Source organism: Pseudomonadota bacterium (assembly GCA_026388255.1).
Classification (GTDB): domain Bacteria; phylum Desulfobacterota; class Syntrophorhabdia; order Syntrophorhabdales; family Syntrophorhabdaceae; genus JAPLKB01.
The window spans coordinates 35,980-61,908 of the sequence record JAPLKC010000083.1 but is presented as its reverse complement, the minus strand read 5'-3'; the positions used below and the strand labels follow the sequence as shown (position 1 = coordinate 61,908).

Below are 25,929 nucleotides of genomic sequence, written 5' to 3'. Positions count from 1 at the left end.
ATTCGTGAACCAGACTTTTCCCTGTTCAAGGTTAACTGCCCGCATACATATAGAGCCGGTCAAGGTTATAGAAAGAAAAGAAGAGGCTGCCGAATGGCAGCCTCTTCTTTTGTCAGGGTCAGACGTACCCACCCATCTGTTCTTCCTTGTAGTCTTTTACTTAGTAGCTTGCCTTTAAACCAATGAAGAGGTTCCTTCCGGGGGCCGGAAAACCTATCTGCTGGTCGTAGTTCCTGTCGAATATGTTTTTTGCTACAAAATAGGCTTCAAGATTTTTATAGATATTTCTGGAAAGCCGGATGTCTGCGATAAAGTAGTCACCTGTTCCATCTGCTGATGTCAACGGACTGGAGGCTGTCGGTAACTGCCCCCACATATAGCCCACATATGTGCCTGTTAAATCTATATTGGTTGCTATGACGGGAATGAGGTATTTAACTGACAAATCAGCTTTGTGTGTCGGGACGTATGTTACCCTGTCGGTTACAGTTCCCGTACTTTTGTCTGTTGCGTTATTGTAAGTATAGGATGCCTTAATGGTGAGGTCTTTAACTGGGAATACCTCGGCAGAGAGTTCTGCACCATACATGAATATTTTTCCATAGTTCCGATATATCGCGATTGTGCTTGGGCCATCACGGGATATGTAGTCTTCGATGTCGTGCACAAAGAAGGAAGCTTCTCCACGGGCATATTTGGTAATACCTCGCGAGGCTCCGACAACATAGTTCATACTTTTTTCCGGCCTCAGATCAGGGTTGCCTGCGGTTGAAGAATATAGGGTAGACAGGGTGGGGAAACGAACCTTTCGGGCCCAGGAGGCAAAGATCTTGGTGCCTTCATCGAAGGTGTAGGTAGCCCCGAGCATAGGATTGAGCATGTCGTCATCAGGTCTTTTAAGGCTCTTAACGCTTGTTAGGACTCCTTGTGTTGCCGCCACTGTGCTTGTCACATTCTGGGTGGATTTTGAGACATTAAACCAATCATAACTGGCTCCGCCGACAAGGGAGAGGTTTTTTATAGGTTTTAGTTCATTCTCGATACCAAATGAGCCTGTATATGAAACGGCTTCCTGAAAAGGAAGATAGGTATCAGAACGTTCTTCATGTGTGTCCCGGCGATAGTTGAAGGCTAACTTCAGGGTATCTATCTCTGCCAGTTTGATATCGGATGCAAGAGATCCGCCAATCATATTGTCCTTATAGCGGCTTGTGGAAAGGTAACCTGTATAGTCTGGAGTCTTAAGTGATACAAGGTCATCAACATGGCTGTGATAGAAGAGTTTCCCCTTGAGAGTGACTCTGTCACCAAGTTTTTGTTGTCCACTGAGGTCAACGCCCCAATTGTCGTACTTGGGCATCTGCCACAACTGCGAGAACGCGGGACGTGGCAGAGTAATCCTGTTCTGATCATCGAGAAGAGAGGCGGGCGCTTCCCGGTCTCTCTGGATATAGTGAAAATTGATATAGTACTCTGATCCGGGTGTAGGTTCAACGCCTACCTTAGCCCATAAACCGTCCATTTTGGAATATGAATTATTTCTCTTGCCGCCACTTTCGAGGACGTAGGATGGAGTCGAGTTGGGGGTTCTGTAAACAAGCCTGGTCAAACGCGGATCGAAATCACGTGATAGCAACCACCCTCTAGATTCCTGATGATCATAGCTTAGCCAGTAATTGACTTTTTTTACCTTCATCCCGTGCCAGAAGGTAAAACGGCGAGACTCGTAGTCTCCCGCCTCTAACAGAGCGCCGACAGCAGGGCGTTCCGTGGCTTTCTTGGTGATAATATTGATAACTCCAGCAAGCCCGTTGGGTCCGTTGAGAACCGAGGATACACCCTTTTGTATCTCAATTTTGGCAATGTTGTCTGCGGGGATGCTGTTGAGGTCAAGGCTTCCGTAGGACGTCTCGTAGTAAGGTACGCCGTCGATAAGCACCAGCGTTTTACTCTGGTCGATCCCATGAATGTTTACATAAGGAGAGTTTTTACGGCCCGTAGTGACTGAAATTCCAGGTGCATGAGATAGTGCCTCAGCAACGGTCTTGCTGTTTGTTGCCGTAATATCCTCGGCCGTAATCTCAGTTGTCTGAGTAACCTCCTGTGCTACTGGAAGCTTGTCTCCCGTCACATAGAGTTCGCCAAGACTGAAGGGTTGATAATCCTTTTGTGGGGTTTTGGCCGGAACGGCCTGTTGAGCCTTTGCCTGGTCCGGCGCTTTAGGCTCTTCGGCATAAGCGGAGGGCATGCCCAGGGCGAAAATCAGCAGGGCCACCAATATCATGCAGATACGTTTCATAAATCCTCCCAGAAATAATTGAATGTCCGAACTTGATAAGATCGGCAATTTCCAAATAATATTTTTATACCGAATTATATGTCATAATCAAGCAAAATAGTAACAATAGTATATTAATATAACTAATGAAGATATAAAATAACCAATACTACCTTCTACCACCCATAGGACGAAAGAGACGCTTGGCGATGGCCACAAGTTCAGGCGAGCAGTTTGCTGCCTGATAAACGTTACCCTTGGTCATGTCCTGCCAAAAAGGAGGTAAGCCGGAGATTCTTTGCGCCATACCACCTGTCTCATCAGGCGCTGCATGGAGGACTTTTTTCAGGCCGGTATTGATAATGCGGGTTAGACACATGGGGCAGGGTTCGACAGAGGTGTAAAGGACAAGTCCTGCCATTTTCCGTGTTTCTGCAGTGGATGGGTTTCCCCTACCTCCTGGTCTTATGGCTTTGATCCTGTCTTCATAGCGGGTTAGCAGATCCATTTCAGCATGTAGGTCGCTACGGTAATATGGTTCAAATTGGCGGTTGTGGCCCCGTTCCACAATCTCGCCGGTGGCCTCCCGGACAAGACACGCGCCTATACCGCCGTTCTCTTCCCTGCTGCCCTCAATTGCTTCTTTCAGGGTAACCAAAATAAAAGGATCATCGGGATGAGCCGGATCAGGTACAAAGGTATTCACCTGTTTTTCAATCTCACCGAGTTCGGCAAGCCACGCCTTCCGTCTGTTGTCCTGGGCGAAGCCGCAAGCAACGGAGGCAAGTGAGATGACAACGACAAGAAATACTATCAGGGGCCTGGAAGAAGGTATAGTTGGCCGAAAATGATTCATTATTGACGCTCCTTATGTGATTTACTTAGGATATTTTGTGTATTTGGCTCTCGATCTGTTGAGGGTTGCAGGCCTGAACGGTGAGAAGGAAAACATGCCTTGCGGTCAACACCCTCTCCGACGTAGAGAACCTTTACGTCGACACCGTAAGTGTCGCACATATTATCGTCGGTGATAACTTCTTCCGGTGATCCCTGTTGCACGATGCGGCCATAATTAAGAATAGCCACTTGACTTGCCAGTAAAAAGGCGTGATCCGGGAAATGAGAGGCCATGATGATGGCCAATCCTCTTTCTGCCAGCCCCTGAACAACACGAAGAATCTTCATTTGATTGCCCATATCGAGATGAGATGTAGGTTCGTCGAGGACCATAATGCGCGGTTCCTGTGCGAGGGCTCGGGCGATGAGAGTGAGCTGCCATTCCCCTCCACTCAGGTTTGTGCAGGGTCTTTTGGCGAGAGAGACAATGCCGACGGTCTCCATGGAGTCGTAGGCGATCTGTACGTCGCGGGGTTTGGGCGATGCGAACACATTGAGGTGGGGTGCCCGGCCCATGACGACGATGTCTTCAACAAGAAAAGGAAAGGCGGATACCTGACTCTGGGGCACATAACCAAGCTCCCGAGCTACATCCGCAGCCCGGAGCAAAGAAATATCTCTGCCGTGCACCAGGACCCTTCCTTTTCCGGGGTAGAGCAGTCCGCTGATGCATTTGAGGAGGGTAGACTTTCCTGTTCCGTTTGGGCCGAGGAGGCAAAAGACACTCCCTGGTTCGACGAATAAATTTACCTCCCGGAATACTGCATCGGCCAGATTACCACTGTATGAGAAAGAAAGCCCTTCAATACGAAGACTATCTTGCATATGTTACCACCCTGACCTGTTCTTACGCAGCAGATAGGCAAAGATAGGCGCTCCTACCATGGCGGTAAGGATGCCTATGGGAATCTCCGATTCTATTGCGGTGCGGGCGATAGTGTCCACCACGACAAGGTAGATGGCGCCGATGAGGGTCGCCACAGGGAGGAGCCTTTTGTTATCGGGGCCGACGAGTATTCTTCCGATGTGGGGGATGACAAGCCCGATCCAGCCTATGATGCCGGAGATAGATACGGCAGAGGCTGAGATGACAGTGGCGCAGACGATAATAACAGCCCTTATGCGGCCTGTGTCTATACCAAGAGAGCGCGCTTCCTCCTCACCCATGGCAAGGAGGTTGATGCGCCAGCGGATAAGAAGAAGGACGATAATGCCTGCCAGCATAACGGGCCCTGCAATAATCATATCCTTGTTGGATGCGTTGTTCAACGAACCCAACATCCAGAAGACGATGGAAGGCATCTGATTCACCGGATCGGCGATATACTTGAGAAGCGAGGTGGCAGCCGAAAAGAGAGCCCCCACTATCATGCCCGAGAGAACGAGCATTAAAACGGGCGTTGTCCGATAAACCCTGCTTAGGCTATAAGTCATGAGCACAGCGAGAAGCCCGAAAAGAAAGGAAAGAAGTTGAACCATAAATATATTGCCGAAAAAGAGGATAGCCAGGGCTGCGCCAAGACCTGCTCCTGCTGAGACACCAAGGATATGAGGCGAAACAAGGGGATTGCGAAAGAGACCCTGAAATGCAGCACCGGAAATGGAAAGTCCCGCGCCGACAAGGAGACCGGCGAGAAGTCTGGGGAGACGGACATCGAAGAGTACTGATTCGAGGGTTGGACTCCAGGTTTTCTCGAGCGGGAAAACCCCTGACAGAAGGATACGGACAACTTCATAGGGATGAATCCTCAATTGACCTGACATGAGCGCTGTTATGGAAACACCCGCAAGCAGCACCACCAGGAAAATCTGAAGTTTCACCGGATCAAGATGAATGCCGGTTTTTTTATTGGATTCCACTTACAGTACCTATTTTCTCCCTGAGTTGCCTACAAACCTGATACCCAGCTTTCCAGCAAGGACTGCTCCAGCCATGTCGCGAGTCAGATTAAAGCCCATTATTTCCCTGTAGAACCGCTGCACCTCCTTTACGAGATTCACATCCTTAAAGTGTTCCGGGTATGCTGTTTTTGCAAGCCATAAAGGGTGCAGTACAGCCGCCTCAGCAGTAGGACGATCCCATATAAAGACGCCCACAGGCTGTTTGTAGACCTTTTTATTCTGCACAGCCTTGATACTTTTCCATTTGGGATTCTTGTATATATCAGCCGGGTCTCCTGAATCAATGACAAGAATATCGGGATTCCAGCCCAGTATTTTTTCCATGGACATCTCAGCGAGTCCTGAGTGGAGCCCTTCCTTGACTCCGGCAGAGCTGATGGATGCTGCGGCATCAATGCAGCCGGCTGTCTCAATACGCTCATGCATGAAGGTATCGCCGCCAAGGGTGACGAGATGGTTGGGGCCGTATCCGTTAAAGAGTGTCTTTCGTTCTGACTGGGGGATATCCTTAGTACGAGACCTGACAAAAGCTATCGTCTTCTCCAGGTAAACAATATATTTCTCTGCACGGTCCTGTTTTTGGAAAACATCGGCGTAGAAACGCATCTCTCTCTTTAAGAGATCGAGGCCATGGTTCATGTTGCTTTCAGTATATGCAACGGGTATACGGGTCTTTTTCTCCACAATAGTTCCGTCGAAAGTACCGGCAATAACAAGCTGCGCATCGGCTGCGAGCAGTTCCTCGATGTTTACGTGACCGCTTGTGCTTCGGGGGGCAGGCAGTTTTTGAATGGATGGGTCAAAGGCAAGAATCAGGTCCGATCCTCTGAGTGTACTTGTTACGGCACATAACTGGTTTCTGGCGCCCAGTATATAGGCGATCTGTCCCGTTGGTCCACCGAAGAGAGCTACTCTGGTGAGCGGATCAGGCACTTTGATCTGCCTGCCCGTCATATCGGTGATCGTACGGACAACCTGGGATTTTGCAGCGGCCTGCCCTGCGAGAATAGAGAATATAAAAACAACGGTTACAGTAAAGTATACGGTAATTCTTGAGTTCATTTAGGGTCTCCTTTTGCAGCGCTAATAACCTGATAGGGCTGATAATTCCTGATCGACTGTTCCATATTTGTATCACTGTCCATGGATTCAATAAATTTGTCGGGGTCTCTTACATGGTGCGACATAATGAAACTCACACCATGCTTGATCAGCACATCGGGAATAATGGATGCACTGGCTCCGTAGAGGCATTTGACCCTCGCCGTGGCTGCGTAACATATCAGATCATCAAATGTACCATTAACAAGGCTGGAGGCTGTCATAACAACGACATCAGACTTATTGAGCAGTGCTTCATCTTCATCTGGCCCATGAATAAAAACAGGCTCATGATTATCTTTAACATCTTCCCTCATTAACATGGCAGGGAGCGAGTGGACGGGTCTCATGTCCGCAATATGCAGTTCTTTGCATCTTCCCAGGATATTCTGAGTCATGCCTCCATACCCTATAAGCGTGACTACATCATCAGGCTTCAGGATGCCATACAAGTAATCCCGGTCATCTTCAACCTGGAATCTTCTTTCCGCCAGGGACTCAACGGTAAGAAAGGGCTGTGAAAGGGCGCTAATTGCTGCGACGGCAATGGACCTCATCTGCATGATATCAGAGTTTAAATACTTACCGGCAATATCCATAAGGTCCCTGCCTGCAAGCTTATCGATCACCTCAATGTCCGGCTCTGTTGTCTGGTATACGTTATGAGGGCCAGAAAACCTGAAGGCGGTTCCGCATAGTTTTCCTGTGCCTAAAATAGCTGTCCAGCCGGATCTGAGGCCGATCCGAAACAATTGAGCAGAATCAAGTCCATTCTTCTTATAGAACGTTTTGAGCAAATCGAGAGTTTCTTCCATTATCGTCATTTTTCACCCCAAAATATTTTATGTTATCGTTCTTTCCGGGCAATCCCGTTAAAGAAGCCTATTCTTTCCATGCGGCAACCCCTTTGTTTTTCCGTGAAACTTAATACAAACAGAGCAGGCCTGGCGATGATGCAGGTTTGGAAAATATACTTGACATAAGAAACGTGCCATGTCAAGTATATTGGTTTGAATATATTATTATTAGTTAAATATTGTACTATTATATAATGTTTGTTCCTTAGTGGTTTCAATAGGTGATATATTAAGTCATGAATACATATCCCATTGAAAAGGGAGACCGGATCGAACCGGTCCTGTCTGTCATTAAACTAAATTTCGGTTATGGGCAAAGACCTGTCCTGCAAGATATCACCTTTTCCGTTGAGAGAGATACAATTTGTGGGCTCCTTGGCCCTAATGCATCAGGAAAGACTACTCTTCTCAAGTGTATTGACGGGGTTCTTACTCCAAAAGACGGTTCTGTTCAAGTAGAAGGCAATAGTGTGAGGCGGCTGGGGAGGCGTGATGTTGCGAGACTGATGGCTGTTGTGCCCCAGCAAACTACGGTTGTTTTCTCTTTCACAGCCCTGCAGATGGTGGTCATGGGTAGAGCGGCAAGATTGACTCGATTCAGGCTTCCATCGGCACGGGACTATTCCGAAGCTGAAGCCGCAATGGACGGACTTGGTATTGCCGCCCTTGCGGAACGTTTTTTTAATGAATTGAGTGGAGGAGAGAAACAGCTTGTTCTTCTGGCGCGGGCACTCTTCCAGGATACCCAAATCCTCCTTCTCGATGAACCCACATCTCACCTTGATTTCAAAAATCAGTTCATGCTTATGGATGTTATACGGGATGTAACGAAGAAAAAGCACCTGACCACGCTGGTCAGTCTCCATGACCCTAACCTGGCAGCACGATACTGTGACCGTATGGTGATGCTTAAGGCTGGAAGGCTTTATAAGGAGGGATCGAAAGATGCTGTCTTCGAACAAGATACATTGGAACAGGTCTATGGAATGAAGGTTCGGGTAGAAAACACGTCGGAGGGGACATCGGTTGTGGTCCCGGTGCGAAGATGAGATAAGGTATGAGACATCATAAGATTCCCATGTTACTTGCAGTGTTGATCCTTTTGGGGGTTGCCATTACAGCTCTGACGCTGGGCCGTTACCGGATTGGCCTTGACACCCTCATTCAGGTTGTATTCTCTGCGCTGAAAGGAGGTGATGGGAAGGGAACCCTGTTGACTCCCTCCATGGTTCTTTTCTCAGTGCGTCTTCCACGGGTAATTGTTGCCGTATTGGTAGGGGCGGCGCTCTCGGTTTCCGGGGCAGTTTTCCAGGGCCTTTTCCGGAACCCTCTTGTTTCTCCGAGTATCCTCGGTGTGAGTTCAGGGGCGAGCTTTGGCGCTACGCTGGCTATCCTCTTTGCCGGCGGTTCAGCCTGGGCAGTGGGATCGTCGGCATTTCTCTGGGGGCTTATCGCCGTATTCCTTGCCTACCAGATCGGCCGTCGAGGCGGCAATTCCGTGACGAGTCTTGTCCTTGCGGGCGTCATCATTTCCGCCCTCTTCACGGCTGGCGTCTCCTTTCTCAAATACAGGGCAGACCCCTATCAACAATTGCCTGCAATCGTATTCTGGACAATGGGGAGTTTCAACAGCGTCGTTTGGGCAGATGCCATACGGGCTTCTTCCATTATCATCCTCGGATTGATTTTTATCTATGTGCTCCGCTGGTGGCTCAATCCAATGGCCATGGGCGATGAAGATGCCACAACCCTCGGTATTGACGTACCTCGCGCCAGGTTTATCTATATCCTCATAACCACGCTCATAGTTGCAGCATCGGTGTCGGTGTGCGGAAACATCGGCTGGGTTGGACTTGTGGTTCCCCATATGGCGAGGATCATCGTTGGTTCTGACCATGATGCACTCATCCCCTTTGCGGCGCTTTCGGGCGGCATATTTATGCTCGTTATGGACACGCTGGCCCGAGTATTGCCAGGCGGGGAAATACCGGTAGGCATTTTAACTTCTCTTATCGGCGCCCCTTTTTTTGCCTATTTGCTCATTACCAATGAACGTAAAGGGGAATGGCAGAACTGAGATACTGCACAAGTGTTTACAAAACGCAGAAAAGGAGAAATATGAGTAAAATAGCCTGGAATTCCAGGGGTTACAAAAAATTTGATGCTGAAAGGGCTCAGGAATACACCCGTATTGCCAACGAGGTCTTCGCCCCCATATACCCTGTCATAGCAGATCGGATTATAGAGCGCTGTGCCATTGAGGACGGTCTGTGCATAGATGTGGGCAGCGGTCCGGCAAATCTTGCTGTAGCCGTAACAAAAAGAACCAGGTTTGTTACATACGCCATGGATTTTTCTTCGCAGATTTCCCCCATGGCTAAAGAAAACATTATTGCAGCCGGGCTGACAGAGCGAATTACGCCTATCGTGGGTGATGTGCATCGTATGCCCTTTCAGGATGACGCTGCAACGCTCGTGGTGAGCAGAGGCTCCATGCGCTTCTGGAAAAACAAACCCACGGCTTTTCGTGAGATCAGAAGAGTTCTCAAACCGGGTGGCAAGGGCTATGTAGGAGGCGGCGCCGGTTCGACAGAACTGAGTGAAGAGATAGGAAGAAGGATGAGCGCCATCGATAAGGGATGGGATAAAAGACCGAAATTCAAGTACCGGAAAAATAATATTCCTTATTTTGAGGGGGTTATGGCGAAAGCCGGTTTTAACCGATATGAGATTATTAATGACGATTCGGGGTTCTGGATCTATGTGGAGAAAGAAAGGTGATAAGAGATAAATTTATGTGGAGAATCATTTCCAGTTGCCTTATCGGCATATTCTTTGTTTTGCTCGGTTTGTTTTCAAGCTCTGAAGGTGCTGCTGCTGAAAAGACAAAAACAGTTATTGACCGGATCGGGAGGACCGTCAAGATACCGGTAGACCCTCAACGGATTGCCTGCTTTTTCGGACCTTCTTATGAAAAGGTTTTTCTGCTGGGTTCAGCAGACAAGGTAGCCGTCATGTCCATCAAGCAACCGCCATGGTCACAAAAACTGAACCCTGCTCTGAAGACAATGCAAATCATGCCCTCCTACTCTGATCCTGATGTAGAAAAAATCCTTTCCATGGGGATCGATCTCGTTTTCTACTGGAACATGAGCCAACAGATAGAAAAAATGTCAGCCGCAGGCATCCCTGTGGTCTGCCCCACTTCAGGCAGACAGATGCCGAAGACTATGGCGCAGTTCATACAAGGCTACAAGGAGGATATCCGTTTTTACGGGGAGGTGCTCGGTGAAAAGGCCAAAAAGATTGCCGATGCTTATTGCGATTACTACGACAAGCGCGTAAAGAGATTACTGACTGTGACGTCCCGGATTCCTGAGAGCAAAAGACCGAAAGTCTATTATATTGCCGGCAGAAATATTTTCGGCACTCAGGGCCGCTATTCTCTGGGCCACTGGCTTGTGGAGATGGCAGGAGGCACCTTTGCGTCTAAGGATCTGGATACCTACTTTGCCGATGCTTCAATGGAGCAGATTATAGCGTGGAATCCTGATGTAATTGTCGTGGGTGGTCTTACCTCCGCAAACGCAATAGACGCTGATCCACGCTGGCAGGTAATTAAGGCGGTAAAAGAAGAAAAGGTATATACCTGTCCAGAAGGAGTCTTCCATTGGGGCCACGGAAGCAGCGAGGTTTTTCTTTTCGCCATGTGGCTTGCCAAAATCCTTCATCCTGATAAATTTCATAATCTTGACCTTGAAGGAGAACTTAAAAGTTACTATGCACGATTTTACCACCACGTGCTGAGCACCGATGACGTGAACAGCATTCTGAAACACACACCTCCGGCAGGTTTGGAAAAATTCAAACTCACCAGCCCTTAACTGGGGTTAAGTATTTAAATTTGTTCAGACATATGTTAAATTAACGCGGTGAATACATGAGCCCCTTTCTATTGCTTTGCATCGCCGGTTTTTGCGCAATATTCAGCTCTACAATTGCCAAAAGTCCTGTTCTTCCGCTTTTTGCATCATATCTCGGCGCAGAGCCTGCAGCCGTAGGCAGTATTGCCGCTGTCTCGGCCTTTACCGGTGTGCTGTTCAGCATACCTGTGGGCATGTTCTCCGACAGGCTGGGTAGAAGGAAGATACTTATATGCTCGGCGATTGTCTTTGCGACAGCGCCCTTCCTCTATTTTTTTGTTACAAAACTCTGGCAGCTTGCACTTATAAGGTTTTATCACGGGCTTGCAACCGCTGCCTTTGGACCTGTAGCGCTGGCCTATGTTGCCGACCTTTTTCATATCGAGCGTGGGGAGAAAATGGGTTGGTTCTCAACGGCGACCCTTCTTGGCCGGTTTATGGCTCCTCTTGCAGGCGGTGCGCTTATCGGGTTTCTGGTCTTTAACCCGTCATTGAGCTATGACGTTGTTTATATGGTGTGTAGTGCAGCAGGCATCCTTGCTCTCATCTTTATCCTAAAAACACCTGAGCCTGAAAAAAACATCCAGCATCTTAGGAACTGGACTGAAACTATTAAATCATTAACGGGCGTTATATCGAACCCCGTCATCCTTGTAACAAGCAGCGCTGAGGCGGCGGTGCTTTTTGCGTATGGCACTTTCGAAACCTTTCTCCCGCTTTATGCACTTAAAAGCGGCCTGAATGCCTACGAAACAGGCATATGCCTTTCTGCGCAGGTTATCAGCCTCGCCCTTACAAAACCGCTGATGGGCCGCATTTCCGACAGACATGGCAGGCCGCCCCAGATCATCATTGGAGCCCTTCTCGGTGCAATGTCCATAGGGGGATTTGCACTATTCGGTTCTTTTATACCTTTTGTTGTACTTAGTATTTTATTTGGAATCAGCATGTCGACGCTAACCTCGGCTACATCGGCATTTATAGCAGATTTAAGCCGGTCTGCACGGGGTTCTGCAATGGGAATACTCGGATCAATTATGGATATCGGCCATACTACGGGTCCTCTTGCCGCAGGTATTATCGCAGGCAGTTTTGGATACTATTTTTCTTTCATAACCGCTGCATCGGTACTCATAGGTGTAGCGCTGCTCTTCACAATGGTTGTTAATCAAAAGAAGATATAAATAAACTGTAAGAGGTAAATCTGCCGAAATTTGCACTGTAAAAAATATTTAGCAGTGATCCCTTATCTGGAACTGTCAATATTTGACAGACTGCTTTCCACTGCTTTTATGGCATCAGCGGCCGAACTTGTTATGCCACCTGCGTAACCGGAACCTTCTCCAATAGGATACAGGTTTTTTATATTTATTGATTCATATTCTTCGGTACGCTTAATCCTCACAGGGGAGGAAGTTCTTGTTTCTGCGCCTAACAAAATCGCATGGTCTGAAACAAATAACGGATAATCCTCTTTCCATTTATTAAATGCCATTAAAAGCGCTTCATCTACGAACTTCGGGAAGATATCCTTCATGTTAACAGCCACAACCCCCATCCTGTACGAATTCCTGTTCAAGCTGTCGGAGATCCTCCCGGATAAAAAATCCAACAGATTTTGTGCAGGGGCTTCCCATTTATCACCTCCGGCTTTAAAAGCCTTTCTCTCTATGTCTCTTTGAAACTCAATACCGGCCAACGGATGGGTTGACCCATAATCATCTGTGTGACAAGTTACAACAATCGCTGAATTTGAGTATAGCGATGATCTTGTCGAGTAGCTCATACCGTTTAGCACCAACATGCCGTTTTCAGATGAAGCATTTAATATTTCGCCTCCGGGGCACATGCAGAATGTATACACCCCCCTTCCTATTTTTCTATTGGTATAGGTAAAGGAATAATCAGCAGCCCCTATACCGGGAAAGTCCTTATATTTATTACCATATCTTATAAGATTAATAGTTTCGGCAGGATGTTCTATTCTCACACCGACTGAAATCGGCTTCTGCTCAATGGCAATACCTTTTTTATGAATCATCTCAAAAGTATCGCGCGCAGAATGTCCTAATGCAAGATAGATCATTGAAGAACGATGTTCTTTATCTCCATTTATCACTACGCCAAAGGCTTTGCCGTCTGATATCAGTATGTCCGTCATTTTTGAGGCATAAAATATTTCGCCGCCTCTTTCAAGGATATAGCTACGTATATTCTTGACTATCCGCCGCAACACGTCTGTTCCCAGATGGGGTTTGCTGATATACCCAATTTCTTCAGGGGCGCCGAACTTAATAAAGGTATCAAGAACCCTGCTTACATTTTCAGAATTTTTTATCCTGGAAAATAACTTTCCATCTGAATATGAACCGGCGCCGCCTTCACCAAACTGGATATTTGATTCAGGGTCCAGATCTCTTTCATTCAAAAATCTTTGAACATCAATGGAGCGCTCTTCTATCTTTTTGCCTCTTTCAAATATTAAGGGTTGAATTCCATAATCAATCAGCTCAAGGGCGGCGAACATACCGGCAGGACCAAAACCTACTATTACAGGTCTCTCCTTAATGTTTTTTGCTTTCCTTTCTGCCTTTATATTTCCAATGTAGACAGGGAAATTTTCTTTGTTGTCGAAACTATCAGAAATACTTACAACTATTGACATTTCGTAATAGAACTGTTTTTTGCTCCTTGCATCAAGCGATTTGCTGAGTATTTTAGAGAATTTTATATCTTCTTCGCTAATGTTCATTTTTTGAGAGGCAGCCTTTATATATTCATCCACCCTGTCTTTTTCAGCGAATATTCGCAAATTGCTTATTATTAAATCCAAAAAATGCCTCCATCATTATTGTCTGATGTCTTTGTTTCTCTGATTTCTCCGCAAGTTCATGCACCGAAGCTTGCTTCGAGATTGTTACCCCGCAATTTACCGCGGGGTGGTTCATTGTTACAGGCTGTGAGAATCCTGATTAATTGCCGCCCGTTTGGCTTTCCTTCTGTCAAGACTTTCTGCCAAAACTGGAAGAAGCAATGTGCCGAAGGGAAGAAGGAATACAAACAATATCGGTACATACATAGCAATTCGACGTAAAGAGTGCTTTAATTGGGATTTTTCTTCCTGCGTCCATTTTACCCCGGAGTTTCTATGTTTCATCAATAGTTTTGTAAAACCCTCAATTTCTCTTGTTTCGTTTGTAATTAAATCTATATTTTTTTTGATTTGTGATGTTATTAAATGCTTTATCATTACATTCCAAAAATATCTGAAAAGATTTTTGAATATTATACCTTTAAGCAGAATGGGTATCCGTCATTATAGCAGAAAAAGATCAAAGCCCAAAGAACATTTATGGATATACTCTTCAGGAAATTGGTAATCATCTCTCCACCTGCTATATTACGGTGAGCAGAAGGGCAAAAAGTTTAAAAACTGGAAAGTGTAGATGCTGGAAATGATGGAAAAAACAAGATTTATTTGGATTACCCCTGTTTTTCCTTAATAATAATTTTAATTTGCCGATAAGTGTTTCAAAAGTTTGATGAATTATATTTTACCTCCGGGTAAAGCAGACGAAATAAAATATATTTCATAAAATATACAGAGAGGTGAGCATATGGGTTTAAAAATATTCAGAATTATGCATTTAGGAAACCTTACGATAAAAGCGCGATTAGGAGTTGGGTTAGGGCTCATTATTGCTTTTATGGTCATACTTACCATAACCGGTATATGGAGTCTGTATGGCATTAACGGCAAGCTTGAGCGGATTATCAAGGTAGATAATGCGAAGATTGAACTTGCCTATGTAATACAGAACGCTGTCAGCACACTTGACAAGAGCATGCTCACCATTGTGTTGGCCAATGATGAGTCTGTGGCAAAGGCCGAGAAGAAGAAGATCGACGATGCCCGGGAGGTCTACAATACCTCGCTTAAGAAGCTTGAGACACTGGAAAACACAGCAAAAGGAAAGGAGCTTATCGAAGAGATCAAACAGAATATTACAATCGTCTATAACGCAAACGACAAGATAATCGAGCAAGCTGCGGCCGGCAATATCGGCCAGGCAAGTACTATGCTGTCCGGGTCTCTCCAGATATCCGCCATGCTCACCGAGGCGTGTAACGTGATGGTAAAGTATCAGCAGGAACGTATCGGCATCGGAGCAAAAGATGCATATACAACTTACACAAGGGCCCGCTATTTCCTCCTGATCATCGGGGCTGTAGTCTTTGTTTTTGCAATATTCCTTGCTTCCTTTCTTGCAAGGAGCATTACAAAACCGTTAAGAGAAGGGGTCCTGGTTGCACAAAGGATTGCCGAAGGTGATTTAACCGCCCTTATAGAGGTTACTGGAACAGATGAGACAAGTCAGCTTCTAGGAGCTATGAAAGATATGGTAATGAAGCTTCAGCGTATTATTAGCGGGGTTAAGACCGCTGCAGGGAATATTGCATCAGCAAGCCACCAGTTAAATTCAAGTTCTGAATTGATGTCCCAGGGAGCAGGGGAACAAGCCGGCAGGGCGACACAGGTTGCAACTGCTTCAGAGGAAATGTCACAAACAATACTCGACATTGCGAAAAATACATCCAGCATAGAAACTTCTGCAACAGAAACAGCTAATTTAGCAAAGAACGGGGAGGTAGTTGTAGACAGTTCGGTTGAAAAGATAAAATCCATAGCAAAAACAATCGATGAATCGGCACAGTTGATCAAATCACTGGGCGACCGCTCCAATCAGATAGGAGAAATCGTAACGGTAATTGACGATATAGCGGACCAAACGAATCTTTTGGCGCTCAATGCCGCCATTGAGGCTGCCCGGGCCGGAGATGTGGGGCGGGGCTTTGCAGTTGTTGCCGATGAAGTGAAAAAGCTTGCAGAAAGAGCCGGTAATGCTACCGCTAAGATAGGAGGGATGATTAAAGCCATTCAGAGCGAAGTCCATCAGATTGTTCTATCCATGGAGAACATAACAAAGGAAGTGAAATCAGGCGTTATTTTATCCACGCAGGCCGGAGATGTATTGCGCAACATAGTAGGAGGCGTAGAGCAACTTCACGTCATGGTACAGCAGATAGCATCGGCAACTGAAGAAATGGCGGCTACCTCGGAAGAGATCAACAAAGATATAGATTCTATCGCATCGGTTTCAAAAGATACATCAGGCAATTCCATACAGATAGCCAGGGCATCTCAAGAACTGGCCAATCTATCCGTCAACCTTGAGAGCGTTATAGGCGGGTTCAGGGTGTAAGACATGCCTGAAGTTTTATACAGAAACCACGTTTTTAAACGTGAGTGAATGCGGTTGTTCACAAAACGCGTGTATTTGTAATGCCACGGACTTACCCATGGGTATCTAACGATACTTGCTACAGCTTAATAAATTCCATGGGTTCGAGATTGGCAGCCATTGTCCAGACAGTAGCCACAGCATTAGTAACACGAAAAACTTTTATGACATCATAGCCCTGAGTATCCACTAATGGTTTCAGGAAAAGCCGTGCCTTTATAATTTCCTCTTTGAGATCCTGATCCTCTATAAACTCGGCAGTCCCGCTTACACGCACAACTTTCTCTCCTCCGTTAAAACACAGCTCAATTTTCGGATTTTGGGCAATCTCCCTGTACATACCCTTAATTGTGCCCGTTTGAAGAATGATTCCTCTTTCGTCAGCCTTATACATCCCCATGGCACGGACATGTGGTGAGTTGCCTTCAACCGTAGCAAGGTAGCAGACCGGGTTTGCGTTCACAAAGCTGATTATTTCTTCTTTAGTCATTTTTCCTCCTCTTATCATACCTTAAAGTTATGCCAATTTATTAAGCCGTCAATATCTGAAAATCTAATTATTAACGTATTAAGATTTCCCTATTTTCCTCCTGTTTAAAGATGATGTCAAGCAAATTTGCGGGTGTCAGATGATCCTTCGATCGACAGATCCCTCACAGCTCTGCTACAGTGAGTTTCAATCCTTAATTTGTCATATTTCCCTTATTTTTGATCTAAGTCAAGGATTGTCCCGCAAATCTGCAATATATTGTGTATAACAATAATATAAGTGATTGGTTTTGATTTTTACTTAAAACTAAAAACTCAGCACCTGTCGCTTAATCCAAAAGGAGGTTTATATGTTTTGTTATCAATGTGAACAAACGGCAAAAGGCGAGGGATGCACAAAGGCCGGTGTATGTGGTAAACAGCCCGATGTTGCAGCTCTTCAGGATCTTCTCGTTTATACGATTATAGAACTCTCGTACTATGCAATTGCCGCCAGAGGGGTGGGTATTATAGACCAGGAGACCGATATATTTACCCTCGAAGCCCTTTTTTCAACTTTGACTAATGTAGACTTTGATCCGGAACGTTTTATAGTGTTGATCAACCGTAGCGTTTCATTAAGGGATGCTTTAAAGGAAAAGGTTAAGGCAACAGGAGTGAATATTGACCCAATAGAAACAAAGACAAAATTTAAGCCCGAAACCACCCTTGAGGGCCTTATCAAACAGGGGGAACAGGTCGGGTTGGAGTCATATCCTGCCAATAGTGAGGATATTCGCTCGTTGAAACATATTCTTCTCTTCGGGCTCAAAGGTGTTGCTGCCTATGCTTACCATGCACAACTTCTCGGCAGGGAAGACGATGCCATCTACGTATTTACATATAATGCTCTTTCAGCGCTTACAGAAGAAAATCTCATGCTGAATGATCTTTTGCCCCTTGTGCTCAAATGCGGCGAGATTAATTTAAAAGCCATGGAAATACTCGATGCCGCAAATACAGGTGCATACGGGCATCCTGTTCCTGCAAAGGTGCCCCTTGGCGCAAAGAAAGGCAAGGCCATCCTCGTCTCCGGACATGACCTGAAAGACCTCGAAGATATTCTGAAGCAGACTGCTGATAAAGGCGTCTTTGTGTACACCCACGGCGAGATGCTCCCGGCGCACGGATATCCGGAACTGAAAAAATATCCTCATTTTTATGGACATTATGGAACTGCATGGCAGAACCAGCATAAAGATTTTGCCCAATTCCCCGGCGCAATCCTGATGACTACAAATTGTATTCAGAAACCGCTGGATACATATATGGACAGCATATTTACTGCTGGCACGGTGGGATGGCCGGGTGTTGCACACATCTCTGACCGTAATTTTGCTCCTGTTATCGAAAAAGCCCTGTCTATGCAAGGATTCGCCGAAGATACCAACGGTAAGTCCGTTATGGTGGGATTTGCCAGAAATACCGTTATGAGTGTAGCAGACAAGGTAATAGAAGCAGTCAAAAACAAAGACATACGTCATTTCTTCCTTGTTGCGGGTTGCGATGGGGCAAAACCCGGCAGGAACTATTATACAGAGTTTGTGGAAAAAATCCCGAAAGATTGTATAGTATTGACCCTTGCTTGCGGCAAGTTCCGTTTTTTCGACAAAGACCTGGGCGATATTGGCGGCATCCCGAGGCTTCTCGATATCGGGCAGTGTAACGATGCATACTCAGCGATACAGATTGCAGTTGCCCTTTCAAATGCCTTTAATGTCAGCGTAAACGACCTGCCTCTCTCGTTCATCCTTTCCTGGTATGAACAGAAGGCTGTAGCAATCCTGCTGACTTTATTCTATCTCGGCATCAGAAATATCCGTCTTGGCCCGACACTCCCTGCTTTTGTTACCCCGAATGTGCTGGATGTGTTGATAAGGACATTTGACATCAAACCGATTGCAACACCGGATGAAGATCTGAAGGCGATATTAGGATGAAGATGATAAAGGCAACTTGGTATCAAATGATATGGGAGGAATGTAGATGAAAATGAAAAGGAACATAATAGAGATAGATGAAGGGCTCTGCAATGGTTGTGGCCAGTGTGTTTCGGCCTGTGCAGAGGGGGCGATAGAACTTATCAACGGTAAAGCCACACTTGTATCTGAAAACTACTGTGATGGCCTTGCTGCTTGTATTGGAGAGTGTCCCGAAGGTGCTCTGAAGATAGTGGAACGGGAAGCAGAAGCCTTTGATACTGAAGCAGTTGAGCAGCATTTCAAAAACAAAGAATTTTTCCAGACCCCGATATCCGGTGCTGAGACACTCAACACTCAAAATTCAACACTCAACACCGAAGTTCTCCCCTGCGGCTGCCCATCCACCCACATGCAGATCTTTTCTTCCCCCTGTGAAGCTGCCAACCATCCATCGTCATTGACAGTTGCCGATTCCTCCCTCATGCACTGGCCGGTACAAATCAAGCTTATCCCTCCAACTGCCCCGTTTCTTAAGAATGCCGATATTCTTGTGGCCGCAGACTGTACGCCTGTTGCTTACCCTGCCTTTCACAAAGACTTCCTGAAAGGCAGGACAGTGCTTATTGGCTGTCCTAAATTCGATGATACCGAAGAATACATCAACAAATTTGCAGAAATATTTAAAAATGCAGGCATCAGGAGCGTTACTGTTCTCATAATGGAAGTTCCCTGCTGCTCAAAGCTGCCCGTAATTGTCCGTCAGGGAATGGAACTTTCAGGAGAAAAAATTCCAATGGAGATCGTTGTTATAAGCGCCAGTGGCAAAATCCTGAAAAAAGAAAAGATGTAATAAAAAAAAATAACCCACCACAGGGAATCTGCGGTGGGTTATTAGTGTGCCGTACTTTTAAGTGATTATTTCATTGCTTTTATAGCATCTTTATACTCATTTTCGTCCAGGGCGCCGTCGTTGTTTTTATCAAACTGTTTAAACTGTTCCGGTGTAATATTGACAAAAATGATAACCAACTCTTCAATCGTTATTTTACCGTCTTTATTTGCGTCTACATCCTTGAAGCCCTTTTTGGGTTTTGCTGCTTCTTTTTTTGCCTTTTCCGGTTTCTTACCGGCTATTTTCTTTACTTCAATACCGTCCTTAGTGTATTTGACGGCAGCTTTGTCGCCTACCTGGATATCTCCAGCAGACTTGTAGCCTTTAAATGAAGCGTTGTTGAGGGCAAAGGTCACTGAGCCCTGTTCACCCTTGGTGCCCCATTTACTTACCACTGTAACTGTCTTCATTGCAGCATCAACGGCGGAGACATTGCCGATAAAAACGCCTTTCGGTTTTGGTTTCGGTTTTGGTTTTTCCGGTTCTGCCGCTTTTTCCGGGGCTGCTTTCTCGGCGGCAGGTTTCTCAGCAACTGCTTTTTCAGGAGCAGGCGACGCTTTCTCAGCTTTTGCCGGAGCTTTTGCAGGCGCCGCTTCAGGCTTAGCCTGAGCAAAAACGGCTGAAACAAATGCAACACTGATCAATAATGTAAGCATTACAATAAAGATCTTCTTCATAATCATACCTCCTCTTATTATAATTTGTATTACGCCATAGGCCGTATATATATTGTTCCAACATATGGGATAGGCATGTCAAGTCCTTATTTGTATTTCCATATCCGGAGGATTTAACATAAGCAGATTTATCGATGAAAATTCAGGATGATTCTGCAATATATGCTTTTTTTCATCAAACCGTCTGATTAAATCGTAATCGCTTGTTAAAAAAAGGCTTACCCCGCTTCTTGTACAACAACATATATGCATGGTGTTTCTTTCTCCCTGACAATAGTTATATTTCTGCAAAACAGTTTTAATGATAAAATCGGCATGGTTTATATCTACCGGAAGCCTCCAGTAACTTTTTTTGCATAACCCTATAACCCTGTTCACCAGTCCAAAGAGGTTTCTATTCACTTCGCCCCTGTCTCCCTCAAATCCGGCATCTAAATTATGTCTTTTCAAAACGGAAGCAAGTATGTCCAGGTTGAGTTTATAATCAATATATTTCAAGTTCTTCCATCGGTCGTCTGAATACCATAGATGCAACTCGCTTGAACAATCCTGAAGAATATCATGAACGCTCTGTATTTCATCATCTGCAATTACCTTCTTATTCCCGTAGCAAAGCACATCATCCCTGAAAAAATCAAAAAGCGAATCCCTGTCAAAAACTTGCGGGAGAGCCTCTATCTGTTCATAAAACAGCAGAGTTCTCTTATACTGTTTTATACTGTTCTTATTTGCTATTCCCGATCTCTCAAACTCTTCTATCGCATCTTCTGCCCTTAATGTATCAGTTATGCAACAGCCATGCCTGTTTAGATAGAGGATTATGTCCATTTCCATGTCTTTTTTGCTTGTCACAAAGTTTATCTTGTCATCCCGGAACTCTTTCCACAAAGAACGCATAGCCTGCGAGTCTTGAAAACGTTTCCCGGCTTCTGAAGAAGGCATTAAGGAAAGGGCGGTGAGCGCATGGTAATCGATATAGGCAGTCTTAATCATTTCTTGATCGCCTGATTGACAGCAACCTTGATTGATTGCGCCGGATCACTGTATCCATCATTCGGTTTTTCAACAATGAAGCTAAGTAGCAGGTAAAAAACGAAAACGTAATGAAGTTCTTCATAGACCCACCTTAATCTTATTAAATCAGGATAAACTATTTTGTTTTTGTCCCCAACAAGTATCCTATCACATGATTTATAAGTGACAGCACAATACCGAACAAGACGGCGATCCAGAAGCCACTTACTTCAAACCCTTTTAAGACCGATGAGGCCAGTAAAATCAGCAGGGCATTTATGACGAATGTGAACAACCCCAAGGTTAAAATATTAATCGGCAGGGTAATTAATATCAGTATTGGTTTTATCAGGACATTGACAATCCCGAGGAAAAATGCAACCCATAAAGCGGTAAAAAAACCGTTTACTTTAACACCTGGAATAAGATAAGAGCTTACGATTATTGATACGGCCATTATAAGCCATTTAAGGAACAGCATCATATCCTAATTATACAACCTGTTTTCATAAAATTAATTTATTTATTGAAAATCTGAAAAATACTTTTATTCACGATAGAAATTTTCATCAGGCATAAGCTTAAGCCGGGCAGTATCCATTTCATTTAATAGTGATTGCAATACCTTCCCTAAAACAGATGTTTTTTCGCCAAGCATCCCGATGGAACACATAAGCTGATTTAGATTGGCTTTGGCAGTACTGATATTCTCCGCGATCCTTTTTTCACGGTCTTTAAATTCTTCAATCAAGTCTTTAAACTGTGTCATTTCATCAGGGGTTAAATTTTTAGCCCTGATCAGATCATCTATAGTTTTTATACCTTCCATAGCCCCCTTCTCCTTAAAACAGGATATGTTAAGCAGCCCTTTTAATTATCCTTTAATTTCTTAAACATTTCAAGAATTATTTAATTGGAGTTTTGCCTGAATTTTTAAGTCGTTGCGCATAAAACAGTTTGAGTTCTTGAGTTCATACTCTTACGTATTGTCAATAACAAAAATCAGGTAGCGTGAAAGAAATATCCCGACCTGATTCGGAAACCCCGTTTTTTTATTATTGAGTATGTATTGACAAGAAACAAACCTTTTTATAAACTCATCAAAGGCCGATTAATTTTAGTTAAGGAGAACAATAATGGAAATTTTTTTACAGGCAACCGATATCTTACAATTTGCAGTAAGGATAGAAGAAGATGGCGAAATATTTTATCGAAAAGCAGCCCTCAAGGCGGGCGACAAAGGTGTGCGTAAGTTTTTTAACGACCTTGCCGATGAAGAGACAGGGCATAAAAAGACATTCCAGAATATGCTTTCAAAAATAGGGGAACATAGGCCCCCTGAAAGCTTTCAAGGGGAATACATTGCAAATTTGCGGGACTACATAGACAACAAGGCTGTTTTCACAAAAGATGCAGCAAATCAGCAATTATCGGATACGGGCGATATATCGTCTGCTATCAGTTTTGCCATGCAGCGGGAATTGGATTCGATTTTGTATTATCAGGAGACAAGACAATTCCTGTCGGAGAGGCATCATGGTGCCATAGACAGCATTATTGAAGAGGAAAGGAAGCATTTTACAAATCTGGCAGAAATGTTAACAAAAATTAATGGTAACACGGTAAAATAATGTGTTGGCAGCGCTAATGGTTTATTTCAAAAGCAGCTATACCTCGGCTATTTGAGTGCCTCCCACAGGAGATCAAAAGACCATGAACTTTTTTGCTTTGGTTCTCCGGATGATTGATGAAAAGGCCATTGTTATGAACTATACAAATACAGAATATTTACCTGTCTCTGGAAAATATTCAGTGAAACATACAAAAAGTGATTCTGATAAATCCGCCTATCGTTAAGCCCAGTGAGCCCCCTGCAGGTATTGGGAAACTTTCAGGAGCGCTCCGTGCCGCCAATATCAGGCATCATATAATTGATGCAAATATAGAAGGCATATGCTATCTTTTAAATAATGCCCCGGAACCGGCTGATACATGGACCCGTCGTGCTTTCCGCCACCTCTCTCACAACCTCGATGCCCTTAAAGGCCGGGATATCTATAGGAATATTGACCGGTACAAGCGGGCCGCTATGGATGTAAACCGTATACTGGAATACGCCTCTGCCGGAAGCGGGACGCGGTTGAGTCTTGCCGATTATTATCATCCGAACCTATCCCCTCTAAAAAGCAGCAACCTGATGTATGCAGCGGAACACCCTGAAGAAAATCCCTTTTTTCCATATTTTTCAACGCGCTTGCCCGAGCTTGTTAAAAGCGAGCGCATAGGAACCGCAGGCTTTTCAATCAATTATCTCAGCCAGGCATTGACTGCTTTTGCTATGATCGGTTTTTTAAAACGCGAGTTTCCTCATGTAAAGTTGATTGGAGGCGGAGGTCTTATCACCTCCTGGATGAGAAATCCGGGGTGGAAGAATCCCTTCGGAGGTATTTTGGACCATTGTATTTCCGGGCCGGGGGAAATACCACTTCTTGAAATCTTCGGCAAGAAGGCATTGAAAAAAGGAGATTACAGGCCATCTTACGACTTGCTTCCTGTAAAAGACTATCTCTCCCCAGGGTTTATTTTACCATTCAGCACATCAACAGGATGCTACTGGAGTCAATGTTCCTTCTGCCCGGAAAAAGCGGAAGGAAACATATATGCACAAATCCGGCCTGATTCGGTGATCGATGACTTGTCTTATCTTGTCAGGCAATTTAGTCCGGTTTTGATTCACCTTACTGATAATGCAATTAGTCCGGTGATGATGAGAAAAATCGTTGAACGTCCTCCCGGGGCTCCATGGTATGGCTTCGCAAGGGTGGTTGACTGCTTTACAGATACTGATTTTTGCCGGGCGCTTAAAGATTCAGGTTGTGTAATGTTGAAGCTCGGCCTTGAATCAGGCGATCAACGCGTGCTTGACTACATGAATAAAGGCTGTGATGTAAAAACTGCTTCTAAAGCACTTAAAGCAATAAAGGAAGCAGGTATTTCCACATATATCTACCTCCTTTTTGGAACTCCGTCTGAAACGATAGAGGAGGCAAGAAATACCCTTTCTTTCGTTGCCGCCCATAGCGATTATATTGATTTCTTAAACCTTGCTGTATTCAATCTCCCGGTGAACAGTCCTGAGGTAAGAGAAGTTGATACTGTTGCCTTTTATGAAGGAGATCTGTCGCTCTATACTGATTTCAGACATCCTGAAGGATGGGGGAGGCGACAGGTACGGGAATTCCTTGATAGAGAGTTTAAAAGAGATCCTGCAGTTCAGTCAATTATGCGCAGACAACCGCAATTTTTCACTTCAAATCATGCGCCTTTTTTTATGATGGAACAGGGCAATCAATACACCGCCGGAAGCGTCTTGTCACAATAACCAACCGGCATTGCACTCCATTATGCTAAAGGTTAAGCGTTGATTGATTTGGTTCCTCGGATACGAGTGCCTGAAGAATCTCTCTCTCCTCGGCTGTAGCCAATATAATGAAGCTCATTTCCTTTTCAATGATACTTTTCGGATGTGGATTATAAATCCAATCGCCATCAACCTTTCTTACTGCAATGAGCAGTATATTCCCCATGCTTCTGAAGTCTATCTCTTCCAAAGGCATCCCTGCATAAGGCGAATGTTTCGGTATATGTACCTCTTCCACCCTTAGATGCGAGTCTTTGTCCCTTAACATCTTGTCGAGGAAAGATGTTACATGCGGCCTGATCATTTCAGAGGCCATTCTCAATCCGCCTATATAATTAAGGGCGACAACTGTATCTGCTCCGGCCCTTTTTAATTTGTCCACATTTTTCGTATCTGTACAGCGTGAGATAATTTTTAAATTCGGGTTCAGTTGTTTTGCTGTGAGGACAATGACGATATTATCATTATCTGAGGTTGCCGTGGCAAAAAGCCCCTTTGCTTTTTGGATCATTGCCCTTTCAAGCACATCATTTTCTGTTGCATCTCCTGTGATTACGTCAATATTCATATTGTGGCTTTTTAATTCATCCATCTTTGTCTCATCCATATCTATTGCAACCAGGTGTCTCCTTGTATGATAGAGTTCATGTACAATATAAAACCCTACTAAGCCGACGCCACACACTATATAGTGGTTTTTAAGCTTTGCTATCCTTTTATCCATGCTTCTCCTCCTGAAAACCCTTTTTAACTCGCCTTCTATGATGTAAGCAGCAAGTGCTGTAAGAAGATAGGCAACCGTACCGGCACCAAGGAATATGAATACAATCGCAAACAATTTGCCGAGCGGCTTATCGTCAAGTCCTATCACATCTCCGTATCCTACCGTAGAGATTGTGATCACAGTCATATATAGTGCATCAAGAAGAGTTGTTTTTTGACCGCCTATTATTTTAAAACCGACTGTTCCTATTACGATGACAAGCGATATCGCTATCAGAATATGTAAAAGTTTTTTAGGTATACGATCCATAACAGAGGTCTTTTATTATAACACTAACAGAGTTGATGATAAACGCATTTATTGATAAACCATATCAATAAATGTATTATAATGTCTAAACAAAACCGGTTTTTGGCAATTAAATATATCGAATGCTGCAAGTAATGCTGAAAGGCTTTTTTTCAGGAGCAAATATGTCAAAAGTAATTTT

The 25,929-nt window shown here is 44.7% G+C and carries 24 protein-coding genes; 10 read left to right on the top strand and 14 right to left on the bottom strand.

Annotation, left to right across the window (positions count from 1 at the left end):
• Window positions 1-160: 160 nt before the first annotated feature.
• From NT178_10385 to NT178_10360, 6 genes are all read right to left on the bottom strand, one after another.
• On the bottom strand, window positions 161-2,299 hold the full coding sequence (locus NT178_10385; protein MCX5812935.1) for a TonB-dependent receptor: 2,139 nt from the start codon (window positions 2,297-2,299) through the stop codon (window positions 161-163).
• A gap of 148 nt (window positions 2,300-2,447) precedes the next feature.
• Window positions 2,448-3,134: a deaminase gene (locus tag NT178_10380; protein MCX5812934.1), complete on the bottom strand. Its 687-nt coding sequence runs from the start codon at window positions 3,132-3,134 to the stop codon at window positions 2,448-2,450.
• Window positions 3,134-4,000 (bottom strand): ABC transporter ATP-binding protein, encoded by an 867-nt coding sequence (locus NT178_10375; GenBank protein ID MCX5812933.1) that lies wholly within the window; start codon window positions 3,998-4,000, stop codon window positions 3,134-3,136. Before NT178_10375 ends, NT178_10380 begins: the two co-directional genes overlap by 1 nt.
• A 3-nt stretch (window positions 4,001-4,003) precedes the next feature.
• Window positions 4,004-5,035, bottom strand: a complete 1,032-nt coding sequence (locus NT178_10370; GenBank protein ID MCX5812932.1) for an iron ABC transporter permease — start codon at window positions 5,033-5,035, stop codon at window positions 4,004-4,006.
• A gap of 9 nt (window positions 5,036-5,044) precedes the next feature.
• The gene (locus tag NT178_10365) at window positions 5,045-6,139 is read right to left on the bottom strand and encodes an ABC transporter substrate-binding protein (GenBank protein MCX5812931.1); all 1,095 of its coding nucleotides are present in this window, start codon (window positions 6,137-6,139) and stop codon (window positions 5,045-5,047) included.
• Entirely contained in the window at window positions 6,136-7,002 is an 867-nt protein-coding gene (locus NT178_10360) for a DUF364 domain-containing protein (GenBank protein MCX5812930.1), read from the bottom strand. Before NT178_10360 ends, NT178_10365 begins: the two co-directional genes overlap by 4 nt.
• 269 nt (window positions 7,003-7,271) lie before the next feature.
• On the opposite strand from NT178_10360, the gene NT178_10355 reads away from it, so the two are divergent.
• Genes NT178_10355 through NT178_10335 form a run of 5 tightly spaced genes read left to right on the top strand, consistent with a single transcriptional unit; the run spans window position 7,272 to window position 12,142 of the window.
• Complete coding sequence (locus NT178_10355) at window positions 7,272-8,084, top strand: ABC transporter ATP-binding protein (GenBank protein MCX5812929.1); 813 nt, start codon at window positions 7,272-7,274, stop codon at window positions 8,082-8,084.
• A gap of 8 nt (window positions 8,085-8,092) precedes the next feature.
• Complete coding sequence (locus tag NT178_10350) at window positions 8,093-9,112, top strand: iron ABC transporter permease (protein ID MCX5812928.1); 1,020 nt, start codon at window positions 8,093-8,095, stop codon at window positions 9,110-9,112.
• A gap of 41 nt (window positions 9,113-9,153) precedes the next feature.
• Window positions 9,154-9,816, top strand: coding sequence for a class I SAM-dependent methyltransferase (locus NT178_10345; GenBank protein ID MCX5812927.1), 663 nt, complete (start codon window positions 9,154-9,156; stop codon window positions 9,814-9,816).
• Complete coding sequence (locus NT178_10340; GenBank protein MCX5812926.1) at window positions 9,813-10,919, top strand: ABC transporter substrate-binding protein; 1,107 nt, start codon at window positions 9,813-9,815, stop codon at window positions 10,917-10,919. The genes NT178_10345 and NT178_10340 overlap by 4 nt, the downstream gene beginning before the upstream one ends.
• Window positions 10,920-10,975: 56 nt before the next feature.
• The gene (locus NT178_10335; protein ID MCX5812925.1) at window positions 10,976-12,142 is read left to right on the top strand and encodes an MFS transporter; all 1,167 of its coding nucleotides are present in this window, start codon (window positions 10,976-10,978) and stop codon (window positions 12,140-12,142) included.
• A 62-nt stretch (window positions 12,143-12,204) separates the two neighbouring features.
• Here NT178_10335 and NT178_10330 read toward each other — a convergent pair whose 3' ends face one another.
• A complete protein-coding gene (locus NT178_10330) occupies window positions 12,205-13,791 on the bottom strand; it encodes a dehydrogenase (protein ID MCX5812924.1) in 1,587 nt (528 codons plus the stop codon).
• Window positions 13,792-13,908: 117 nt separating this feature from the next.
• Window positions 13,909-14,208, bottom strand: coding sequence for an LETM1 domain-containing protein (locus NT178_10325; GenBank protein MCX5812923.1), 300 nt, complete (start codon window positions 14,206-14,208; stop codon window positions 13,909-13,911).
• A 367-nt stretch (window positions 14,209-14,575) separates the two neighbouring features.
• Here NT178_10325 and NT178_10320 point away from each other — a divergent pair, with 367 nt between their 5' ends.
• A complete protein-coding gene (locus NT178_10320; GenBank protein MCX5812922.1) occupies window positions 14,576-16,222 on the top strand; it encodes a methyl-accepting chemotaxis protein in 1,647 nt (548 codons plus the stop codon).
• Between the two features lie 118 nt (window positions 16,223-16,340).
• Here the strand turns inward: NT178_10320 and NT178_10315 are convergent, their stop codons facing one another.
• Entirely contained in the window at window positions 16,341-16,751 is a 411-nt protein-coding gene (locus tag NT178_10315; GenBank protein ID MCX5812921.1) for a pyridoxamine 5'-phosphate oxidase family protein, read from the bottom strand.
• A gap of 349 nt (window positions 16,752-17,100) precedes the next feature.
• Between NT178_10315 and hcp the strand changes: the two genes are divergently transcribed.
• The gene (gene hcp, locus NT178_10310; GenBank protein ID MCX5812920.1) at window positions 17,101-18,729 is read left to right on the top strand and encodes a hydroxylamine reductase; all 1,629 of its coding nucleotides are present in this window, start codon (window positions 17,101-17,103) and stop codon (window positions 18,727-18,729) included.
• A 46-nt stretch (window positions 18,730-18,775) separates the two neighbouring features.
• Entirely contained in the window at window positions 18,776-19,561 is a 786-nt protein-coding gene (locus NT178_10305) for a 4Fe-4S binding protein (GenBank protein ID MCX5812919.1), read from the top strand.
• 65 nt (window positions 19,562-19,626) lie between these two features.
• Here the strand turns inward: NT178_10305 and NT178_10300 are convergent, their stop codons facing one another.
• The 4 genes from NT178_10300 to NT178_10285 form a co-directional block, all read right to left on the bottom strand.
• Window positions 19,627-20,280, bottom strand: coding sequence for an EF-hand domain-containing protein (locus tag NT178_10300; GenBank protein ID MCX5812918.1), 654 nt, complete (start codon window positions 20,278-20,280; stop codon window positions 19,627-19,629).
• Between the two features lie 78 nt (window positions 20,281-20,358).
• Window positions 20,359-21,273, bottom strand: a complete 915-nt coding sequence (locus NT178_10295; GenBank protein MCX5812917.1) for a hypothetical protein — start codon at window positions 21,271-21,273, stop codon at window positions 20,359-20,361.
• Between the two features lie 157 nt (window positions 21,274-21,430).
• Window positions 21,431-21,778, bottom strand: a complete 348-nt coding sequence (locus tag NT178_10290; protein MCX5812916.1) for a phage holin family protein — start codon at window positions 21,776-21,778, stop codon at window positions 21,431-21,433.
• A 63-nt stretch (window positions 21,779-21,841) separates the two neighbouring features.
• Entirely contained in the window at window positions 21,842-22,123 is a 282-nt protein-coding gene (locus NT178_10285; GenBank protein ID MCX5812915.1) for a hypothetical protein, read from the bottom strand.
• Between the two features lie 307 nt (window positions 22,124-22,430).
• Here NT178_10285 and NT178_10280 point away from each other — a divergent pair, with 307 nt between their 5' ends.
• The gene (locus NT178_10280; GenBank protein ID MCX5812914.1) at window positions 22,431-22,925 is read left to right on the top strand and encodes a ferritin family protein; all 495 of its coding nucleotides are present in this window, start codon (window positions 22,431-22,433) and stop codon (window positions 22,923-22,925) included.
• 197 nt (window positions 22,926-23,122) lie between these two features.
• Window positions 23,123-24,676 carry a radical SAM protein gene (locus NT178_10275; GenBank protein ID MCX5812913.1) on the top strand — a complete coding sequence of 518 codons (1,554 nt, stop codon included), beginning with the start codon at window positions 23,123-23,125 and terminating at the stop codon, window positions 24,674-24,676.
• 25 nt (window positions 24,677-24,701) lie between these two features.
• Here the strand turns inward: NT178_10275 and NT178_10270 are convergent, their stop codons facing one another.
• Window positions 24,702-25,748: a potassium channel protein gene (locus NT178_10270; GenBank protein ID MCX5812912.1), complete on the bottom strand. Its 1,047-nt coding sequence runs from the start codon at window positions 25,746-25,748 to the stop codon at window positions 24,702-24,704.
• Between the last annotated feature and the right edge of the window lie 181 nt (window positions 25,749-25,929).

Bases quoted from the DNA above. Each gene is read 5' to 3' on its own strand.
- NT178_10280 (MCX5812914.1), top strand. From the start codon at position 22,431: ATGGAAATTTTTTTACAGGCAACCGATATCTTACAATTTGCAGTAAGG.
- NT178_10345 (MCX5812927.1), top strand. From the start codon at position 9,154: ATGAGTAAAATAGCCTGGAATTCCAGGGGTTACAAAAAATTTGATGCT.
- NT178_10315 (MCX5812921.1), bottom strand. From the start codon at position 16,751: ATGACTAAAGAAGAAATAATCAGCTTTGTGAACGCAAACCCGGTCTGC.
- NT178_10270 (MCX5812912.1), bottom strand. From the start codon at position 25,748: ATGGATCGTATACCTAAAAAACTTTTACATATTCTGATAGCGATATCG.
- NT178_10365 (MCX5812931.1), bottom strand. From the start codon at position 6,139: ATGAACTCAAGAATTACCGTATACTTTACTGTAACCGTTGTTTTTATA.
- NT178_10350 (MCX5812928.1), top strand. From the start codon at position 8,093: ATGAGACATCATAAGATTCCCATGTTACTTGCAGTGTTGATCCTTTTG.
- NT178_10380 (MCX5812934.1), bottom strand. From the start codon at position 3,134: ATGAATCATTTTCGGCCAACTATACCTTCTTCCAGGCCCCTGATAGTA.
- NT178_10290 (MCX5812916.1), bottom strand. From the start codon at position 21,778: ATGATGCTGTTCCTTAAATGGCTTATAATGGCCGTATCAATAATCGTA.
- NT178_10335 (MCX5812925.1), top strand. From the start codon at position 10,976: ATGAGCCCCTTTCTATTGCTTTGCATCGCCGGTTTTTGCGCAATATTC.
- NT178_10305 (MCX5812919.1), top strand. From the start codon at position 18,776: ATGAAAATGAAAAGGAACATAATAGAGATAGATGAAGGGCTCTGCAAT.
- NT178_10300 (MCX5812918.1), bottom strand. From the start codon at position 20,280: ATGAAGAAGATCTTTATTGTAATGCTTACATTATTGATCAGTGTTGCA.
- NT178_10355 (MCX5812929.1), top strand. From the start codon at position 7,272: ATGAATACATATCCCATTGAAAAGGGAGACCGGATCGAACCGGTCCTG.
- NT178_10325 (MCX5812923.1), bottom strand. From the start codon at position 14,208: ATGATAAAGCATTTAATAACATCACAAATCAAAAAAAATATAGATTTA.
- NT178_10385 (MCX5812935.1), bottom strand. From the start codon at position 2,299: ATGAAACGTATCTGCATGATATTGGTGGCCCTGCTGATTTTCGCCCTG.
- NT178_10285 (MCX5812915.1), bottom strand. From the start codon at position 22,123: ATGGAAGGTATAAAAACTATAGATGATCTGATCAGGGCTAAAAATTTA.
- hcp (MCX5812920.1), top strand. From the start codon at position 17,101: ATGTTTTGTTATCAATGTGAACAAACGGCAAAAGGCGAGGGATGCACA.
- NT178_10360 (MCX5812930.1), bottom strand. From the start codon at position 7,002: ATGACGATAATGGAAGAAACTCTCGATTTGCTCAAAACGTTCTATAAG.
- NT178_10320 (MCX5812922.1), top strand. From the start codon at position 14,576: ATGGGTTTAAAAATATTCAGAATTATGCATTTAGGAAACCTTACGATA.
- NT178_10375 (MCX5812933.1), bottom strand. From the start codon at position 4,000: ATGCAAGATAGTCTTCGTATTGAAGGGCTTTCTTTCTCATACAGTGGT.
- NT178_10295 (MCX5812917.1), bottom strand. From the start codon at position 21,273: ATGATTAAGACTGCCTATATCGATTACCATGCGCTCACCGCCCTTTCC.